Raw genomic sequence first — 17830 nt, forward strand, 5'->3', positions numbered from 1 at the left:
ATGATCGCGTCCCGATCCGGATCGGCTGGGTGATGGCGATCTGGATGCCGGCCACGAGGTTCGACAGGACCGGCTGCATGGCCAGCCCGAGGACGAGGCCCGCCGCGCCCGCCGAGGCCAACAGGCTGACCCCGTACTGGCGCACCGGCTCGAAGGTCATCAGCGCCACCGAGAGGGTGATCAGCGCCACCAGCGTCACGCCGGCCCGCTCCAGGATGCGCATCTGGGTGAAGTGCTTGCGCGCCAGCAGGTTGTCCTCGGCGTCGAGCTTGAACCGTCGGAGGTAGATGACAGTGGCGATGTGGAGCGCGGTGGCGCAGCACCAGCCGGTCAGCGTCACGAAGGCCACCAGCAGGATCTGGTTGAGGGCGATCCGCACCTCCCAGGACAGATGCACCGTGGTCGAGGCGAGGCTGATCGCCACCACGATCAGGCCGAGGCGGCTCGGCCCGCGGGTGCGCGAGACCAGCGAGCGCCAGAACAGGCTCTTGCCCGAGACCGCCCGCTTCATCGCCCGGTAGACGACCCCGTGCAGGGGCATCACCACGGCGCAGCAGGCGACGATGAGGATCAGGCTCTCGGCCCACCACGGCAGGTAGGCCAGCGCGCGGGCTGCGGAGCCGGCGAGCGCGTCGAGGTCCGGCATCGGGCATCGCTCCACGGGTTCCGAACGGGACCTGTGGGAATGGACGGGCGATTACGGGGGTTCCGCGACGCACCATGTGCCCGCTGCAACGCAGCGGCCCGGCCCGGCGGGTTGCGCCGTCGCGTCCGAGGCGGGTCCGGACGAGGGCTTCAGCACCGACGTCCTTGCGAGCGCAGCGAAGCCATCCAGGGCAGCGCCACGCGCACCGATGGCGCGCTGCCCCGGGTCGCTTCGCTGCGCTCGCGATGACCGGAGCGCAGTGCTCGAACGCCGCTCGCCCTACTTCGCCGTCCCGACCGTCACGCTGCCCGAGGCGGTCCGGCCGAACCGGGCGGGCCGGTACATGTCCTCCACGGTGGCGCCCGGATGGACGTAGGTCCCGGGGGAGACCGCCCGCACCGTGTAGGCCACCGTGAAGAAGGCCGATTGGCTCGGGTCACGGTCGTAGGCCGCCACGAACCGGTCGTCCCGGAACTCGGTGTGGACCGGCTGCACGTCCGACTTGGCGAAGGCGAGCCCCTGGAGTGCGTCGGCGTCCAGCAGCTTCGGATTGTCGATCTCCAGCCCCGCCGGCAGCGGATCGACCAGCAGGAGCCGCGCCGCCTCCGCCTTGGCCTCCGTGACCTTGAGCACCACCACGAGCCGGTCGTTCTGGCGCAGGCCGCTCGCCGGGTCGACGGTGCTGCCGTCGAGGCGGCGGAAGCTGCGCTCGATCGTGTAGCCCTGCTGCGCCGCCGGCTCCGGTACCAGGGGGCTGCCGTTGACGGTCACGGCCACCTGCACAGGCGCGCGGCCGGTATTGGTGAGCTGAACGCCCCGGTCGGCCAGGGCCGCCTCCCGGTAGACCCGGGACAGCATTCCGGTCTGCGGGGCGCCGTCCACGGTGAACGAGAGGGCGCCTGCCTCGTTCGACAGGCTCTCGGCGGCGAGCACCATCCAGGCATTCTCCTGCGTGCTCGTCGAGCGCTCGGCCTGCTGCTCCTCGCCGAGCACGGAAGCGGCGGGGCCCAACGCCCCCTGCGCCAGCCCGCTCTCGGCGGCGAGCGTGATCAGCCCGGCCCCGTCGCGCAGGCGGGAGCCGTAATCGGCGCGATAGACTCCCTTGTCGCGGTCGGCGCGCAGCAGGGTGAGCGCCGAGTCCATCGTCTTGGCGGCCCGTCCGCGGTCGCCCAGCAGAGCCAGGGCGGCGGCGAGTTGCGCCCGCCCGAGGGCGGAGGAGAAGTCGCCGATCTTGGTGTCGGCGAGGTAGCGCAGGTCGCCCATCACCGGCCGGCCGTTCCGGGCAAGCACGTAGGCCGCGTAGGCGAGGTCGGCGCCGCCGTTGCGCACCTCGATGGCGTTGGCCACGGCGTTGCGCAGGTAGTCCAACGCCTGGGCGAAGGCCTTCTGCGGCACCGCGAAGTTGCGCTCGCGGGCGCGGGTGAGGAAGTCGGTCACGTAGGCGTCGAGCCAGAGGTCGCTCGATCCCTGCGCCGACCAGAGGCCGAAATCGCCGCTCGAATCTTGGCGGGCGAGCAGGCGCTCGATCGATTCGCGCACCCGATCGTCGGCGCCGTTGTCGAGGGCGAGCTTCTCCAGGGCCGCGAGCTTGTTGACGTAGAGCAGCGGCATCGCCCGGCTCACCACCTGCTCGGAGCAGCCGTAGGGGTAGCGGTCGAGCGCCCGGAGCAGCGCCGCCACATCGACCCCCGGCAGGGGTGTGGCCGAGAGCGAAACGCTGCCGGTCCCCGGCTGCAGGTCGGCGAGGAGGTCCGATGTCAGCGTCAGCCCCGCCCCGGGGGCGAGGCTGCGCACCGAGCGGCGCAGCAGCGCGCCGGTCCCCGGCGAGATCCCCAGGGCGAAGCTCTGGTTCAGGGTGGACGAGAGCCCGGGCCCCGACAAAGCGAGGTCGAGGCGGGCCGTGCCCGGTCCTGCGGCCGTGAGCGGGATCGCGAACTGGCCCTTGGCGCCGGCCTCCAGCCGCAGCGTCTGGCGCAGCGCGCTGGCGCCGACCACGACCGGTCCGGTCGGGCTCAGGTCGACCGTGTACTCGCCCCCCTGCCCCTCGACGTTGTCGAGGGCCACGAACAGGCGCGAGCGGTCGCCGGTGTCGAGGAAGCGCGGTAGCGTGGCGCTGAGCACGACCGGATCGCGGATGATCACGTCGGCCTGGGCCTGCCCGACCCGGTCGCCGCTCCAGGCGGTGACCATGACGCGGCCGGTGCCGTTGAAGGCCGGGATCGGGAAGGTGACGCTGGCCGCGCCGTCCGGCCCCACGGTCACGACGCCGGAATAGAGCGCCAGCGGCGCCTGGGTCGGCGGGGAATCGGCGAGCTCGCCGCCGCCCGCGTCGCCGCCGGAGCGGATCGCACCGGCCGAGCCCTGCATGCCGTCGATCAGGTAACCGTAGAGATCGCGGACCTCCGGCCCGAGCGCCTTCTGGCCGAGGAAGTACTGGGTCGGATCCGGCGCCGCGTAGCGGGTCAGGTTGAGGATGCCGACATCGACGAGGGCCACGGTGATCCGCGCCGGCGCGCCGGATTTCAGGCCCGTGAGCTGGACCGGTAGGGTCAGGTCCTGGCGCGGGCGCGCCCGCTCCGGCGCCTTCAGGGCGACCCCGAGGCTGCGCCGCTCCCGGTCCACCGAGAACCACGCCAGACCCAGCGCCCGGCCCGGAAGGCGCTTGGCCGCCTGGTCGAGGGGCCGGTAGGCGGTGGCCACCAGGTAGGCGCCGGCGCCCCACTCGGCCTTCACCGGGATGCTGACCGTGGTGCCGCCCTCCGGCACGCTGACCTCCAGGGTCTGGTGCACGCGGTCGCTGACGACCATCAGGCTGGCTTGACCCTTGAACGTCGGGCTGAGCTTGGCCCGCAGCGTGTCGCCGGCCGCGTAGGCGGCCTTGTCGAGGGTCAGGTCGAGGAGGTCGGGCGCCTCCGCGGTCTCGGAGCCGCCCCAGCCCACCTCGAAGCCGAGGCTCGCGGTCGCCTCGGGGGCACCCGCGGTCGAGACCTCGAGACGGTAGCGGCCGAGGCCGACCGGCGCCTCGATCCGGCTCGGACCGGCGGCCGTGAGGTCGACGGTGCCGCTGGCGACGCGCCGGGCGGACTTGACCGCCTCGAACGACCAGCGCCCGTCCGCCCGGTACCACTGGTAGGAGGAATCGATCCGCGACAGGGTCCAGCTCACGCCCGGCCGGGAGAGGAGCGCCCCGTCGGGCCGCGCGAACACCACGTCGAAGCCCGCGACCCCGCCCTCCTTCAGGTCGGTGAAGCCCTTGCGCAGGGCGAGGACCGGGCCGGCCGGGAGGATCGGCAGGGTCAGGCTGCGCGACAGGGCCCGGCCGCCGGGCTCGCCGACCGCCAGCGTGATCTTCGCCTCCAGAGCCCGTGGCGCCGCGACCTGGGGCACCGGCACCGTGACGGTGGCGCCGCCCTGCGCGTTCGTGGTGGCGTGGTCCTGCAGTTCCTGCGTCGCCGGCTCCACGGCCTCGTCGTCGAGACCGATGGCGTAGGCCTCGAGCCCCTTGATGCCGCTGGTGGCGGCCGCCTGCACGGTCACGCTGCCCGACACGTCGAGGTCCGCCCCCGGGGCGCCGTAGAGGTAGCGGGCGGCGACGTCGACCTGCGCGGCCTCGCCCCGGTTCAGGGCCGCCTGCCGGGCCTTGAGGGTCACCTCCAGCCGCTCGGGGACGTAATCCTCCACGAGGAAGCTGGTCTCGCCGATCGCGGGCGCCTTCGGGTCCGTGTAGGCCGAGACCCGCCACGTCCCGTGCATCGCCCCCGACAGGAGCGGCAGCGGCAGGGCGCGGCCGCCGAGCCCCTGGTCGGGCACCGAGACGCGCCGGTACTCGACGCCGTCCGGCCGCTTGACCACCAGGGTCAGCGGCAGGTCCGGCACGGCGGAGCCGCGGGGATCGCGCAGCAGGGCGGTGAGCTGGACGGTCTCCCCCGTCCGGTAGACCCCGCGCTCCGGGAACAGGTAGGCGTCGAGGCCGCCGGTCTCGGGCCGCCCCTTCACGCCGCGGTCGGTGAGGTCGAAGGCGCCGAGGTTGAGGTCGAGGAAGCCGTAATCGCCGCCCGCCTGGGCGACCACGAGGCTCGGCGCCAGGCCGCCCTCCCCGCGGGCGAGACCCGGATCGAAGGCGACATGCCCCTGCGAATCCGTGGTCCGCGTGCCCAGCACCTCGTTGTTGCGGGCGATCAGCCGGATCTCGGCGCCCGCCATCACCTGCGCGGAGGCCAGCGAGCGCAGGACCACGGTGACCCCGTCCCGGCCCTTGGTGGCGGTGAGTCCCAGGTCGGAGACCACGAACCACTGGGTCGCCTGCGTATCGTATTCCTCGTCGGAGGCGGCCGTGCCCGAGGGGCGGGCCAGCATCACGTAGAGGCCGGGCTCCAGCTTGCCCACGGCCTGCAGCACCGGGAAGGCGGTGACGGCCTCCTGATTGATCTCGGCCTTGGCGGTGTCGAGGGTGCCCTTCCAGACGCGCTGGCCCTTCTCGGAGGCGATCGTCCGGGCGGTGGATCCGCTGAGCTGGCCCAGGAAGTCCTCCGACCGCAGGGTCGGCAGCAGGCTGCGGTCGCCGATGCGCAGCACCTCGACGTCGAGCTTCGGCGCGTTCACCGAGACCAGGGGCACGCCCGCCTGCCCCGTGCGCGGCAGGACGTAGTTGCGCCCGGTGAAGCGCACCTGCGGGGCGCGGTCGCGGACGTAGATCTCGTAATCGGCGGCCTTGAGCAGGCTCTCGCCGACGGCCGACGGCAGGCCGGGGCGGACCACGATGGCGTAGCGGCCGCCGTGCTTGAGCCCGTCGACGCAGACCTGGGAGCCCTCCCCGGTCACCGCGGCCGCGCTGCTACCCGAGACGGCGACGAAGGGGGCGTAGTCGGTCTTGGGCTTGATCGCCTCCGAGAAGGTGAAGCAGGCCCGCGGGGCGGCCGCGTCGGAATCGACCTTGTAGTCGAGGATGCGGAAGCCGTGCTGCGCGCGCAGGGTCTCGTAGGTCTCCCGGACCGAACCGGTCTCGGCCAGGGCGAGGCTCGCCGCGTAGGCGTCCAGCGCCGGGCGCCAGGATTCCTGCTCGGCCTCTGCCGCCCCCAGGGCCGCCAGCGACGCCGCGGCGTCGGCGGCCGTGCCGGCGCGCTCGTAGGCGCGGTAGGCGGCGGCCGTCACCCGACCGCGCAGGCGCGACCGGCCCTGATAGTCGTTGTCCTCGAGCGCGCCCAGGGCCGCCGCGGCCCCGCGGGCATAGGCCTGCCAGTTGCGCGCGTCGGCCGGGTCGGCCGCCACCGCGGCGGCGAGCGGCGCCACCGCCTCGTCCGGCTTGTCGGCGGTGAGCAGGGCCAGCCCGGCGGCGCGGGACTGGCCGGCCGGCCGCAGCGGTCCGCCGGCTTCCGCCTTCAGCGCGGTCTCCAGGCGGACCGCCGCGCTGGCGAGGTCCGCCCGGACGAAGCTCTTCGCGAACGACGCCGATGCGGCCGACACCGGCCGTGCGGTCGTGCGGGCCGCCGGCGCGGTCTGGGCGAGGGCCGGCCCCGCGATCCATCCGAGGAGCGCCAGGGCACCCGCGAGCTGTCCGAGCCGCGCCATCAGCCTGTTCCCCAGCCTGGTTCCCGCCTGCCGCGTCCCCGATGATTCGCTTCGGGTTCGCTCATGCGGGAGCCTAGCACCGGAGGCGCGCGCCGCAACGCGTCGCCCCTCTGGCGGGCGCCGTCCGGGGCGCAGCGCGGCGGCGCTCAGAACGCCTTCAGAACCTGCTCGGTATGCTCGACCGCCACCGGTCCGGCGAAGCAGTGGGAGACCAGGGCGCGATACTCCTGCCAGGGCTGCGAGCCGGTGAAGTCCTTGGTGTGGGCCTCCAGCGTGTCCCAGTGGATCAGCAGCCGGTAGCGCTGCGGATGCTCGACGGAGCGCCGCACCTCGAAGGCCCGGCAGCCCTTGGCCGCCTTGAAGATCGCCGAGGCTTCGGTGATGCCTGCCTCGAACTCGGCTTCCATGCCGGGCTTGATCTCGATCTGCGCGATCTCGAGGATCATGGTCTGATGTCCTTGTCTCAGGTGCGGAGGGCGCGGCCGAGCTTGGCCGCCAGGATGCGATGCGGGCTTGAAGAGGGGGCGGCCTGCGCCGAGACCGGCAGATAGACGGTCTGCTCCAGCATGGAACGGCCGCCCATGGCCTCGTGCATCACGAGGTCCGAGAAAGTGCCCCAGGTCTCGCCGGGTTGGAAGTCCACGTCGGCCTGGGGCGACTCGGCCTGAGAGGTCTCGTCCCGCTTCAGTGCGTCGTGCAGGTGCCGGATCAGGTGGTCGTATTCCGAGCGCTGGGCCTTGGTGACGCGCAGGGCCGCGAGCAGCCGCGCCGAGAGCGTCGCGTAGCCCGTGGCAGCCGCGGCATAAACCCCTCCGCCATCGACCTGAAATCCTCGCCGATCCGCCAGCGCCGCGGCTCGCCCGTCGCCCCGCCTCCAGCGCCCGGACGAGGAAGCCGGGCGCCTCGCCGGAGGCGATCTGCGGGATCGGGGTGATCATCGTCGGCGGACTGACGGCCGTCCTGACCCCCGGCCCCTGGCGCCGAGCCGCCGGGGGAGGCCAGGGCCGCGCATTTCCGGTGGATGACACCCGCCGTCCACCGACACGGTGCGGCCCCCCTCGCCCCTCGGCTTGCGCAACCGCTTCGTTCCCGGCACGTTCCCCCGCGAGTAACCGGCCCGAGAGCCCGGCGGAGGTTGGCGCCGATGGCGACGTTGAAGGAATTCGAAGAGGCCCTGCGCGAGCACGGCATGAACATGGCGTTGGCGCTTCTGGAGCGCCTGCGCGAGCGCGACCGCGCGACCCGCACGGTGAAGCCCGCCCGGCGCCTGACGGGTCAGAAGATGACCCCGGAGCTCGCCCGGGCGATCCTCGACCTGCACGCCACGACCGGCATGACCCAGCAGGAGATCGCCTTCAAGGTCGGGGTCAACCAGGGCCGCGTGAACGAGGTGATCAAGCGCGGCAAGTGGCTGACCGACGATCCCACGGCCCCGGAGGCCGTGGCCCGCGACAAGGCGGTCGCCCGGATGCGCGGCGACCCGAAGCCCAAGAAGCCGCCCGTTGCCCGCGCCGCCTCCGCACGGGCCAAGGAGCGTAAGGCCGCGCCGCCGAAGGCGCGCAACCAGGGTCAGCTGGCGCTGGGGGATCTGTAGGGACGGGGCCGAAGGGTTCGTTGCTCCCGACAACTCCCCTCACCCTGAGGTGACCGCGACGCGGACCCGAAGGCGGGCTCCAGGGATCGCGCGGCTGGCTGGACCTCTCCTTCGAGGCGGCCGCTGCGCGTCCGCACCTCAGGATGAGGAGGGATGGCTGGATGACGGCCTCGGGCCGCGCCGGCCCCTCACCCGGCCGGCGCGAAATGGCCCCGGTAGCGCGCGCCGATCACCTCCACCGGCAGCGTCACGAACACGTCCGTCGTACCGAACTGGTGGTCGATCACCGCGCCGTCGCCGAAGGTCGCGCCGAGGCGCAGGTAGCCCTTGATCAGCGGCGGCAGGGCGTGAAGCGCGGCCTTTGTGTCCACGGCCTCCTTCGGCATCCGGTCCATCGCCACGGCACGCTTCGGCAGTGCCCGGGCTCGCCAGCCCTCCGGCGCGCGGGCATGGTGGTGCAGGAAGGCGAGCGGCAGGGCCAGCCGGTCCGGATCGGTGCCCTCCAGGCTGGCGCAGCCGATCAGCGCGTCGATCTTATGGTGCAGGACGTAGGCGTAGATCCCCTGCCAGAGCAGCTCGACGGTGCGCTTGCTCCGGTACGGCTTGAGCACGCAGGAACGGCCGAGTTCCAGGAGCCGCCGATGCCCCTGGGCGGCCAGCAGCGGTGCGAGGTCGTACTCGCTCTCGGAATAGAAGCCGGTATGCCGCTCGGCCACCGCGCCGCGCAGCAACCGGTAGGTGCCGACGACTTTCGGACGCGGCTCGACGAAGGGCTTCTTCCGCTTCGGGGCGGCATGGTCGAGGACGAGGAGGTGATCGCAGACCGCGTCGTAGCTGTCGACGTCGCGCCGGGACAGGGCGGCGAGCCCGGAGGGCACCGCCGACATCTCCTCGTAGAAGACCTTGTAGCGCAGCCGCTGCGCCCGCCGGATCTCGGATTTCCGCGTCGCCAGCCGCACCTCCAGGCTGCCGATGCGGCCGAGGCTGCGCCCCTCGAACGGCTCCGGCAGGCGGATCGCCCGCTCGGCCGAGAGGAGATCGGCGATTCCGTTCGCCCCCTCGACGCCCGGGAGCGGCATCGACCGGCGGCGCAGCTTCGCGATCGGCGCGCCGACCCCCCATTGCACGCCCTTGTGCCAGCCGGCTCCGAGCGCGCTGTAGGCTCCGCGGGCGAGATTGGCGACCATGGTCGGGTTCACTCCGGGTGCGCGTCCGTGCACCGTCGAATCCGACACAGAGCACGAAGGGCACACGCCATTATGACAGCCCACGCAAGAAAGCGCCCCGGCCGGGGCCGGGGCGCTCCATCAACCTGACGGTTCCGCGCGGGCGCGGGATCAGGCGGCCTGCGGGACCGCGTCCTTGCGGACATCGCCCTCGATCACCGGAGCGCTCGGGCGCGCCGCCGTGGCGATCTCGATGCGGCGGGGCTTCTTCGCCTCCGGAACCTCGCGGACGAGGTCGATGTGGAGGAGGCCGTTCTCGAGCGCCGCACCCGTCACCTGGACGTGGTCGGCGAGCTGGAACCGGCGCTCGAAGGCGCGGGCCGCGATGCCCTGGTGCAGGAACTCCGCCTTGCCCTCGGCCTTGCGCTCGCCCTTCAGCGTGAGGGCGTTCTCCCGCACCTCGATCGACAGGTCGGACTCGGTGAAGCCGGCGACCGCGACGGTGATGCGGTAGGCGTTCTCGCCGGTCCGCTCGATGTTGTAGGGCGGATAGGTCGGGGCCGCCTCGGCGCTCGCGAACTGGTCGAGGGCGGAGAACAGGCGGTCGAAGCCGACGGTGGAACGGTACAGGGGAGCGAGATCGAACTGACGCATGACATATCCTCGTGTGAGCAACATGCAATTCCGGTCCGCCCGATGGGCCGGACCCGTCTTTCGTGCCGCCTGACGGCCGGCACAGACGAGATATCGGAGGGGGAAAATCGCCCTTCAAGACCCCGGGCGATGGCAGGAATCGCAATTTTTTCGCTACGGTCCGCGGGTGCAGCGGGCGGTGCACGGACGCGCTGAGGTGAGGCCAGTGAGACGCTTCGACGGTGGTACCGGGCGCGAGCCGCCGCTCCTGACCCTGCGCAGCACGCCCGACAATCCGGTCCCGCCGGGCGGCACGCTGATCGCGGTCGGCACGCGCGACGATTGCACCCTGCGGGCGGCCTACTGGCAGACGACGGCGCGCACCTGCCGGGGTACGGTCTGCCTGCTCCAGGGCCGGGCCGAGTTCATCGAGAAGTACTACGAGACGATCCACGAGCTGCGGGCGCGGGGCTTCGCGGTCGTCGCCTTCGACTGGCGCGGCCAGGGCGAATCGGACCGGCGGGTGGACAATCCCCACAAGGGCCACGTCGCCCGGTTCGACGATTACCGCCTCGACCTGCGGGCCGTGGCCGAGACCGTCCTGGTGCCCCTGATGCCCGAGCCCCATGTCGGCCTCGCGCATTCCATGGGCGGATGCGTCGCTCTCCTGGGCGCCCTGGACGGCTGGCTGCCGTTCCGGCGGCTGGTGACCGTGGCCCCGATGCTGTCGATCCGGATGATCCGCTGGCCGGCCGGCGCCGCGCTGCTGTCGCAGGGCCTACACCGTCTGGGCCTCGGGAGCCGGTACATCCCGCTCGGCAAGCCGGTCTCGATCGCCACCAACCCCTTCGCCGGCAACAGGCTGTCGCGGGATCCGGTCCGCTACGCCCGCAATGCCGCGGCGGCCCGGGAGGTCGGCGCCGGCGCGGTCGGCGATCCGACGATCGCGTGGCTCGCCGAGGCGTTCCGCGCGATGGCGCGCCTGCGCGACCCGCGGGCGGCGCCGCGGATCACGCTGCCGACCCTGATCGTCGCGGCGGGGGCCGACCCGGTTTGCGGCACGCCGGACACCGAGCGCTTCGCGGCCCGGCTGAAGGCCGGCCATATCCTGGTCCTGCCGGATTCCCGGCACGAGATCCTCACCGAGCGGGACGCGATCCGGCAGGATTTCTGGGCGGCCTTCGAGGCCTTCGTGCCGGGCTCGCCCCTGCCGAGCCACGCCGAGGTCGAGGCGCACGCCGTCGCGGTGCCGGTCGCCTGAGGCGTCAGCCGGCCAGATCCGGGTCGATGTCCCGCGGGCGCACGAACCGCTCCAGGCGTCCCCGGCCCGGCGCGACCTCGGCCCAGAGGTCGCCCGCGAAGTCGATCACCGCGTAGGCCGCGGTCGGGAATTCCAGGGCGAGGCGGTCCCGCGCCGCCCGCGGCCCCGCCCCCGCCAGCCCCGCCGCGAGGTCGCCGAGTCCCGGATTGTGGCCGACGACGATCACCGTGCCGGCGGTGTCGGGCGCCTCCCGGATCACCGCGAGAATCCGCTGCGCCGGCGCCTCGTAGATCTCTGGCCGCCAGCGCGTCTCGGGATTGCCGAGCGTGGCCGCCATCGCCTCCCAGGTCTCGCGCGTCCGTGCAGCGGTCGAGACCAGGGCGAGATCCGGGCAGAGGCCTTCCCGCGCGAGGTGGGCGCCCACCGCCGGGGCCGCCCGCCGGCCGCGGGCATTGAGCGGGCGCTCGTGGTCCGCCACGCCCGGCGGACGGTCGGACTTCGCGTGCCGCAACAGGATCAGCCTGCGCATGAGCGAACCTCTGATGCGAATCTCTGGGCCGATCCCGGGGCTTTGAGCCACCGGATTCCTGGCGCCCATCTCCCCATCCGGTTAGCCGAAAGCGCCGCGTGCGGGAACCTCGGTTTTCCCCGCCCCGTTCCGAAGGCGGGCCGTCCGCGCACGGCATGGTACGGCGTGGCACGGCATGCGGCGCGACGGTCTCCGACCAGGAGTCTGCCCGACCAGGAGTCTGCCCGATGGACCGATCCCACCGCGTCACCGAGATCCTGTCGTGGTACGGGGCCGACAGCCCCGGGACGCTCGCCAACCTCGCCCGGATGCTGGAGCACGGAAAGCTCGGCGGCACCGGCAAGATGCTGATCCTGCCGGTGGACCAGGGTTTCGAGCACGGCCCCGCCCGCAGCTTCGGCCCGAATCCGCCAGCCTACGACCCGCTGTACTATTTCGAGTTGGCCCTGGCGGCGGGGTGCAACGCCTACGCGGCGCCGCTCGGCTTCCTGGAGGCGGGGGCGCGGGACTATGCGGGGCGCATCCCCTTGATCCTCAAGCTCAATGACCACGACCTCCTGGCCGACGAGGACGATCCCGAGCAGGCGATCACCGGCTCGGTGGCGGACGCCCTGCGGCTCGGCGCCTGCGCCGTCGGCTTCACGATCTATCCGGGCTCCGCCCACCGCAACGCCATGTACGGTCAGATTCGGGCGATCGCCGAAGAGGCCAAGAGCGTCGGGCTCGCCGTGGTGATCTGGTCCTACGCCCGCGGCTCGGCCCTGTCGAAGGCGGGCGAGACCGCCATCGACGTCATCGGCTACGCGGCGCAGATCGCCGCGCAGCTCGGCGCGCACATCATCAAGGTGAAGCTGCCCACCGCCCATATCGAGCAGCCGGCGGCCAAGAAGGTCTACGAAGCCACCGGCATCCCGATCGGCACCGTGGCCGAGCGCGTCCGCCACGTGGTGCAATGCGCCTTCAACGGCCGGCGGATCGTGATCTTCTCCGGCGGTGCCCACGCCGAGGAGGGCCCCTTCCTCGACGAGATCCGCGCCATCCAGGCGGGCGGCGGCTTCGGATCGATCGTGGGCCGCAACGCCTTCCAGCGCTCGAAGGCGGACGCCCTGTCGCTGCTCGGCACGATCACCGACATCTACGCGGGCGTCTGAGCTTGGCCCGCGCCGTCAGCCGCCGTCGCGGGCCAGCCGGGCGAGTCCGTCGCGGGTCGGCCCGGCCGGCCTCCAGCCGAGGGCCGCGAGGCCGTCGGCGCGGGCGACGAGCCCCTCGGCGACGCGGGCGAACTGCGCGTCCCGGCCGGTCAGCCGGCAGGCCAGCTTGATGAGCCCGGCCGGCACCGGGACGAGGCCCGGGCCGCGGCCGAGGCCCTGGCGGAGGGACGCGATCATCTCGGGCAGGCTGAGCGGATCCGGGTCGGCGGCGATGAGGGCGCGGTTCAGCGGGCCGGGCGCCGCCAGCGCCGCGTCCACGGCGCCCGACAGGCTCTCCAGGGAGATCAGCGAGCGCCGCGCCGCGAGGCCGCCCAGCGGCAGCGGATAGGGGCTGCGCGCCAGCCGCAGCAGGGCGGCCATGTTGCCCTTCACGCCCGCCCCGTAGACGAGGACCGGGCGCAGGGCGACCCAGTCCAGCCCGGTCTCGGCGAGCGCCCGCTCGGCCTCCAGCTTGGAGCGGCCGTAGGCGTCGGTGGGCCGGGGCGGATCGCCCTCCCCGACCACGCCCGGTGCGCTCGCCCCGACCTGGGCGCGGATCGAGGACAGGAACACGAAGCGGCGCACCTTCGCGCGCGCCGCCGCCTCCGCGAGCTTGCGCGTCGCCTCGGTGTTGAGCGTCCGGTAATCGTCCTCCGGGGCGCCCGACGGCGTCGGGCCGAGGTTGGCGTGGGCGAGGCCCGCCGAGTGCACCACCGCGTCGACGCCGCTGAGGGCCGCCGCCATGTTGATCGGGCGCGTCAGGTCGCCGACCACCGCGCTCGCGGCGCCCTCCGGCACGCTCGTCGGCCGGCGCAGCAGCACGCGGACCCGGTAGCCGCGCGCGGTGAGGTCGGCGAGCAGATGGCGGCCGATGAAGCCGGTCGCCCCGGTGAGCGCGATGAGTCCGGTCACGGCTGAGCGGCACCTTCGGCTGGGGCCGGCGCCGGGGCGCGGGCGAAGCGGCGGAGCAGGGCGGCGACCAGGGCGAGCCCGGCTGCCAGGGCGGCGAGCGTGACCGGCCAGGACGGCCAAAGCAAGGTCGCGGCGGCGAGCGCCGCCAGGGCGAGATTGGCCGCAAACACCCGGCCCACCACGCCGGGGACGCTGAGCCCGTTGACGGTGGCCCGCTGGTAATGGTGACCGCGATGGGCTTCCCAGACCCGCTCGCCCCGCGCCGCCCGGGCGCCGAGGGTCAGGCTGGCATCGGCGAGATAGACGAGCGGCAGCAGCAGGGCCGCGGCGAGGCCGCCCGCCAGGGCCAGCTGGCACAGCAGCCAGGCGGTGACGAGCCCGATCGGCAGCGAGCCGACATCCCCGAGGAAGAGCTTTGCGACCGGCCGGTTGAACGGCGCGAAGCCGAGCACCGCCCCCAGGAGGCTCGCCGCAACCAGCGTCGGCAGCGGCGGCAGGCGCCCGGCGAGGCCGAACAGTAGGAGCGCGCCCGCCACCGGGACGATCTCCGCCACCGTCATCCAGTCGAGCCCGTCCATGAAGTTCGTCAGGTTGACGAACCACAGGCCCGCCAGCAGCGCGAGGCCGCGCTCCAGCCAGAGCGGCAGACCGGGCAGCAAGCGCCCGTCCACGTGCCAGACCAGCAGGCCGACCACCAGAGCCTGCACGGCGAGCCGCAGCGCGGCCGGGAGCGGCCGGATGTCGTCCACCGCACCGAGGAGCGCCAGGGCCAGGGCGCAGCCGGAAAGCCAGATCCAGTCCGGACGGCCTCCGATCTCCGGCGCCGCGATCAGCAGGCCCGAGATCGTGACGAACGCCGTGACCACGGCGATTCCGCCCCCCTGCGGGGTCGGCACGGTGTGGCTCGAGCGGGCATTCGGCCGGGCCAGGGCGTAGCGCTGCAGCAGCGGGCGCAGGCGCAGGATCAGGCCCGCCGAGAGGGCGGCGGCGAGGGGCACCGCCAGCAGCAGGATCGTGGGCAGGGCGGACGGCATCGCGGACGGTATCTCGGACGGCATTTCGGACGGCAATGGCGCCGTCCTACGCGATCTGCCGCCCGACCGTCAGGGGGCGCCCTAGGCCGCCCGCACCGTGGCGAGGAAGCGCGCGACCTCGGCCCCTAGATGCTCAGACTGACGCGACATCTCGCTTGCGGCCCCGAGAACCTGGGCGGCGGCCGCACCGGTCTCTTCGGCGGAGTAGGCAAGGCTCGCGATCGTCCCGGTCACCGCGCCGGTGCCGACCGCGGCCTCGGCGACGTTGCGGACGATCTCCTGGGTGGCCGCACCCTGCTGCTCCACGGCTGCCGCGATGCTCGAGGCCACGTCGTCGATCTCGCGGATCCGTCGGCCGATCCCGTCGATCGCCGACGCGGCCTGCCCGGTGGAGGACTGGATCCGCCCGATCTGGCCGGTGATCTCCTCGGTGGCCCGGGCGGTCTGTTCGGCGAGCGCCTTCACCTCGGACGCCACCACCGCGAAGCCGCGTCCGGCGGTGCCGGCCCGGGCGGCCTCGATCGTGGCGTTGAGCGCCAGAAGGTTGGTCTGGGCGGCGATCCCGGAGATCAGCGCCACCACATCGCCGACCTTCGCGGCCGCGGCGCTGAGATCGTGCACCAGCGCCACCGTGCTGGTCGCCTCCGCGACGGCGACCCGCGCCAGTTCCGCCGAGCCGCTGACCTGACGGCCGATCTCCTGCACGGACGAGCCCAGTTCCTCGGCGGCCGCCGCGACGGTGTTGACGTTGGCGGCGGCCTCGCTGGCGGCGGCCGCGACGGTGCCGGACTGCCCGGCGGCATCCGACGCGCTACCGGTCAGCGACCGGGCGGTGGCCTCCAGCTCGGTGGCCGCCGCCGACACGCCGCCGACGATGCCGCCCACCGCCTGCTCGAAGGCGTCGGCCATGGCACGGGTCGCGGTCCGGCGCTGCGTCTCGGCATCCGCGCGGGCCAGCGCCGTCTCCGCCTCCAGGGCGCGCGAGCGGACGAGGTTGTCGCGGAACACCAGCACGGAGCCGGCCAGGGCTCCGATCTCGTCCCGCCGGCCCCGGCCCGGGATCCCCACTTCCGCGTCGCCCGCGGCGAGGCGCTGGGTCGCCGCCGCGATCGCCCGCAGCGGCCGGCTGACGCCGCGCAGCACCAGCACCATGGCGCCCAGCGCGACGAACAGCGCGAGCGCGGCGAGCACCAGCATGTTCCGGTTGGCGGCCGCGTAGGTCGCCTCGATCCGCGCGCCGCTCGCCTGCGAGCCGGCGGCGTTCAGGTCGACCAGCCGGTCCCATTCGGCCAGAACCCCATTGATGCCGGTCGACATCGTGGTGTTGTAGATCCGCTGGCCTCCGGCGACGTCGCCGGAGGCAGCCTTGTCCAGGGCTTCCGTCTGCAACGCCCTGTAGGCGTCCAGCTGGCGCCGGAGGGCCGCGTAGGCGTCGCGCTCAGCCTGCGTGAGCGGCTGCGCCTCGTAGCGGGCGAACTGCGCGGCGAGCTGTCCGTCGCGTTTGGCGATCGTGGCCGCGACCTCGGTCCGCAACTCCGGCGTGTCGGCGGTGATCAACCGCCCGCCGTTGACCCGCTGCCGCATGATGATGACGCCGATCCGGCCGAGCGCGTCGGTCGCCGGCACGCGCACGTCGCGGAGTTCCGCCGCGGTGGCGTTGACGCTGCGCAGTTCCGTCAGGGAGAGGCCGCTCGTCGCGGCGATCAGGACAGCCAGTGCGGCGAGGCAGAATCCGAGCTTGGCCGCGATCGAGATGCTAGGGCGCATGTCGCTTCTTCCTCGGTCCCGAAAGGGGGACCGAGGACATCATGATGCGGAAACGGTTAAACTTGTTTGAGATATGGCAGCTATCGATTCAACTTTAATGCCGCCACGTCTCAGTAGACTTGTGCCTCCGCGCGCGGCTGGTCCGATGGGCCGTCCCGGCGCTCCAGACCCTTCTCCACGACCTTTGCGAGCCCGACCATGATCTGGTCGATGGCGTAGTCCTTGGGCGTGTAGACGGCGCGGACGCCCATGTTCTTGAGAACCAGCTCGTCCTCGGGCGAGATGATGCCGCCGACCACCACCGGGATGTGGTCGAGCCCTGCCTCGCGCATCTTGGCACGGACCTCCCGCACCAGCGGCACGTGGGAGCCCGACAGGATCGACAGGCCGACCACGTGGGCACCGGTCTCCTTGGCCTTCGCGACGATCTCGGCCGGTGTCTGGCGGATGCCGTCATAGGTGACGTCGAAGCCGACATCCCGGGCGCGGAGCGCGATCTGCTCGGCGCCGTTGGAGTGCCCGTCGAGGCCGGGCTTGCCGACGACGAGCTTGGGCGTCTCGCCGAGGCGCTCGCCGAGATCGGCGATCAGGAGCTTGGCGTCCTCGGCCGCGCCGCTGGACACCGTCTCGAGGGTGACGCCGGTGGGCGCCCGGTACTCGCCGAAGACGTCCCGCAGGCGCGCGCCCCATTCGCCGGTGGTCACGCCGGCCTTCGCGGCCTCGATGGAGGGGGGCATGATGTTGGCGCCGGAGCGCGCCGCCTGCTCCAGGGCGTCGAGGGCCTGACCGACCGCGTTCGCGTCGCGGCGACCGCGCCATTCGCGGATGCGGGTCTGGGCCTCCATCTCCACGGTCTCGGAGACGGAGAAGATCGCCCCCTCCCCGGCGGTGAGCGGCGAGGGCTCGCCCTGCTGCCACTTGTTGACGCCGACCACGATCTGCTCGCCGGCCTCGATGGCCGAGATCCGCCGGGCGTTCGATTCGACCAGCGCGCGCTTGAGCGCCCCGGTTTCCACCGCGGCGACGGCGCCGCCGATGCCGCCGATCCGCTCCAGCTCGGCCCGGGTCTGCGCCTTCAGCGCCTCGACCTTGGCCTCGATCACGTGGCTGCCGTCGAAGATGTCGTCGTATTCCAGCAGGTCGGTCTCGAAGGCCAGGATCTGCTGCATCCGCATGGACCATTGCTGGTCCCAGGGGCGCGGCAGGCCGAGGGCCTCGTTCCAGGCCGGCAGCTGCACCGCGCGGGCGCGGGCGCGCTTGGAGAGCGTCACCGCCAGCATCTCGATGAGGATGCGGTGGACGTTGTTCTCCGGCTGCTGCTCGGTGAGCCCGAGGGAGTTCACCTGTACGCCGTAGCGGAAGATGCGCTTCTTCGGGTCGTCGATGCCGTAGCGCTCCTGGGCGATCTCGTCCCAGAGTTCCGAGAACGCCCGCATCTTTTTGGCGACTACTTCAAGGACCGGGCGATCGAGCTGGCCTGGACCCTGATCACGAAGGAATTCGGCCTCAAAGCCGACAGGCTTCTCGTCA

12 protein-coding genes and 2 pseudogenes are annotated in these 17830 nt (G+C 72.9%); 3 read left to right on the forward strand and 11 right to left on the reverse strand.

Annotated features, from left to right (window positions below; all coding sequences use genetic code 11):
* From I53_RS06035 to I53_RS06050, 4 genes and pseudogenes are all read right to left on the reverse strand, one after another.
* A pseudogene (locus I53_RS06035) lies at positions 1 to 646 on the reverse strand (mechanosensitive ion channel family protein); the annotation flags it as partial.
* 279 nt (positions 647 to 925) lie between these two features.
* Entirely contained in the window at positions 926 to 6214 is a 5289-nt protein-coding gene (locus tag I53_RS06040) for an alpha-2-macroglobulin (protein ID WP_043347843.1), read from the reverse strand.
* A gap of 146 nt (positions 6215 to 6360) precedes the next feature.
* Positions 6361 to 6660: an antibiotic biosynthesis monooxygenase gene (locus I53_RS06045; protein ID WP_043347845.1), complete on the reverse strand. Its 300-nt coding sequence runs from the start codon at positions 6658 to 6660 to the stop codon at positions 6361 to 6363.
* A gap of 17 nt (positions 6661 to 6677) precedes the next feature.
* Positions 6678 to 7081, reverse strand: a pseudogene (locus I53_RS06050) (Kdo hydroxylase family protein); the annotation flags it as partial.
* A 277-nt stretch (positions 7082 to 7358) separates the two neighbouring features.
* Between I53_RS06050 and I53_RS06055 the strand changes: the two are divergent.
* On the forward strand, positions 7359 to 7808 hold the full coding sequence (locus I53_RS06055) for a DNA-directed RNA polymerase sigma-70 factor (RefSeq protein WP_043347847.1): 450 nt from the start codon (positions 7359 to 7361) through the stop codon (positions 7806 to 7808).
* A 188-nt stretch (positions 7809 to 7996) separates the two neighbouring features.
* Here the strand turns inward: I53_RS06055 and I53_RS06060 are convergent, their stop codons facing one another.
* Both I53_RS06060 and I53_RS06065 read right to left on the reverse strand, forming a co-directional pair.
* Positions 7997 to 8995: a GNAT family N-acetyltransferase gene (locus I53_RS06060; RefSeq protein WP_043347850.1), complete on the reverse strand. Its 999-nt coding sequence runs from the start codon at positions 8993 to 8995 to the stop codon at positions 7997 to 7999.
* A 150-nt stretch (positions 8996 to 9145) separates the two neighbouring features.
* Positions 9146 to 9628, reverse strand: a complete 483-nt coding sequence (locus I53_RS06065; RefSeq protein ID WP_043347852.1) for an Hsp20 family protein — start codon at positions 9626 to 9628, stop codon at positions 9146 to 9148.
* A 205-nt stretch (positions 9629 to 9833) separates the two neighbouring features.
* On the opposite strand from I53_RS06065, the gene I53_RS06070 reads away from it, so the two are divergent.
* Positions 9834 to 10868 carry an alpha/beta fold hydrolase gene (locus I53_RS06070; protein ID WP_051044692.1) on the forward strand — a complete coding sequence of 345 codons (1035 nt, stop codon included), beginning with the start codon at positions 9834 to 9836 and terminating at the stop codon, positions 10866 to 10868.
* Positions 10869 to 10872: 4 nt separating this feature from the next.
* Here the strand turns inward: I53_RS06070 and I53_RS06075 are convergent, their stop codons facing one another.
* Entirely contained in the window at positions 10873 to 11397 is a 525-nt protein-coding gene (locus tag I53_RS06075) for a histidine phosphatase family protein (protein WP_043347854.1), read from the reverse strand.
* Positions 11398 to 11624: 227 nt separating this feature from the next.
* On the opposite strand from I53_RS06075, the gene I53_RS06080 reads away from it, so the two are divergent.
* On the forward strand, positions 11625 to 12548 hold the full coding sequence (locus I53_RS06080) for a class I fructose-bisphosphate aldolase (protein ID WP_043347856.1): 924 nt from the start codon (positions 11625 to 11627) through the stop codon (positions 12546 to 12548).
* 15 nt (positions 12549 to 12563) lie between these two features.
* Here I53_RS06080 and I53_RS06085 read toward each other — a convergent pair whose 3' ends face one another.
* The 4 genes from I53_RS06085 to I53_RS06100 form a co-directional block, all read right to left on the reverse strand.
* On the reverse strand, positions 12564 to 13499 hold the full coding sequence (locus I53_RS06085) for an NAD-dependent epimerase/dehydratase family protein (RefSeq protein WP_043347858.1): 936 nt from the start codon (positions 13497 to 13499) through the stop codon (positions 12564 to 12566).
* Positions 13496 to 14533, reverse strand: coding sequence for a glycosyl transferase (locus I53_RS06090; protein WP_043347861.1), 1038 nt, complete (start codon positions 14531 to 14533; stop codon positions 13496 to 13498). The genes I53_RS06085 and I53_RS06090 overlap by 4 nt, the downstream gene beginning before the upstream one ends.
* An 81-nt stretch (positions 14534 to 14614) precedes the next feature.
* Entirely contained in the window at positions 14615 to 16300 is a 1686-nt protein-coding gene (locus tag I53_RS06095; RefSeq protein WP_043347864.1) for a methyl-accepting chemotaxis protein, read from the reverse strand.
* 110 nt (positions 16301 to 16410) lie between these two features.
* On the reverse strand, positions 16411 to 17830 hold a 1420-nt coding region (locus I53_RS06100; RefSeq protein ID WP_251982238.1), incomplete at its 5' end, for a methylmalonyl-CoA mutase family protein.

Source organism: Methylobacterium sp. B1 (genome assembly GCF_000333255.1).
In the GTDB taxonomy this organism is placed as follows: domain Bacteria; phylum Pseudomonadota; class Alphaproteobacteria; order Rhizobiales; family Beijerinckiaceae; genus Methylobacterium; species Methylobacterium fujisawaense.

Excerpts from the sequence above, each read along its gene's own strand:
- I53_RS06040 (WP_043347843.1), bottom strand. The coding sequence starts at position 6,214 with ATGGCGCGGCTCGGACAGCTCGCGGGTGCCCTGGCGCTCCTCGGATGG.
- I53_RS06045 (WP_043347845.1), bottom strand. The coding sequence starts at position 6,660 with ATGATCCTCGAGATCGCGCAGATCGAGATCAAGCCCGGCATGGAAGCC.
- I53_RS06055 (WP_043347847.1), top strand. The coding sequence starts at position 7,359 with ATGGCGACGTTGAAGGAATTCGAAGAGGCCCTGCGCGAGCACGGCATG.
- I53_RS06060 (WP_043347850.1), bottom strand. The coding sequence starts at position 8,995 with ATGGTCGCCAATCTCGCCCGCGGAGCCTACAGCGCGCTCGGAGCCGGC.
- I53_RS06065 (WP_043347852.1), bottom strand. The coding sequence starts at position 9,628 with ATGCGTCAGTTCGATCTCGCTCCCCTGTACCGTTCCACCGTCGGCTTC.
- I53_RS06075 (WP_043347854.1), bottom strand. The coding sequence starts at position 11,397 with ATGCGCAGGCTGATCCTGTTGCGGCACGCGAAGTCCGACCGTCCGCCG.
- I53_RS06080 (WP_043347856.1), top strand. The coding sequence starts at position 11,625 with ATGGACCGATCCCACCGCGTCACCGAGATCCTGTCGTGGTACGGGGCC.
- I53_RS06090 (WP_043347861.1), bottom strand. The coding sequence starts at position 14,533 with ATGCCGTCCGCCCTGCCCACGATCCTGCTGCTGGCGGTGCCCCTCGCC.
- I53_RS06095 (WP_043347864.1), bottom strand. The coding sequence starts at position 16,300 with ATGCGCCCTAGCATCTCGATCGCGGCCAAGCTCGGATTCTGCCTCGCC.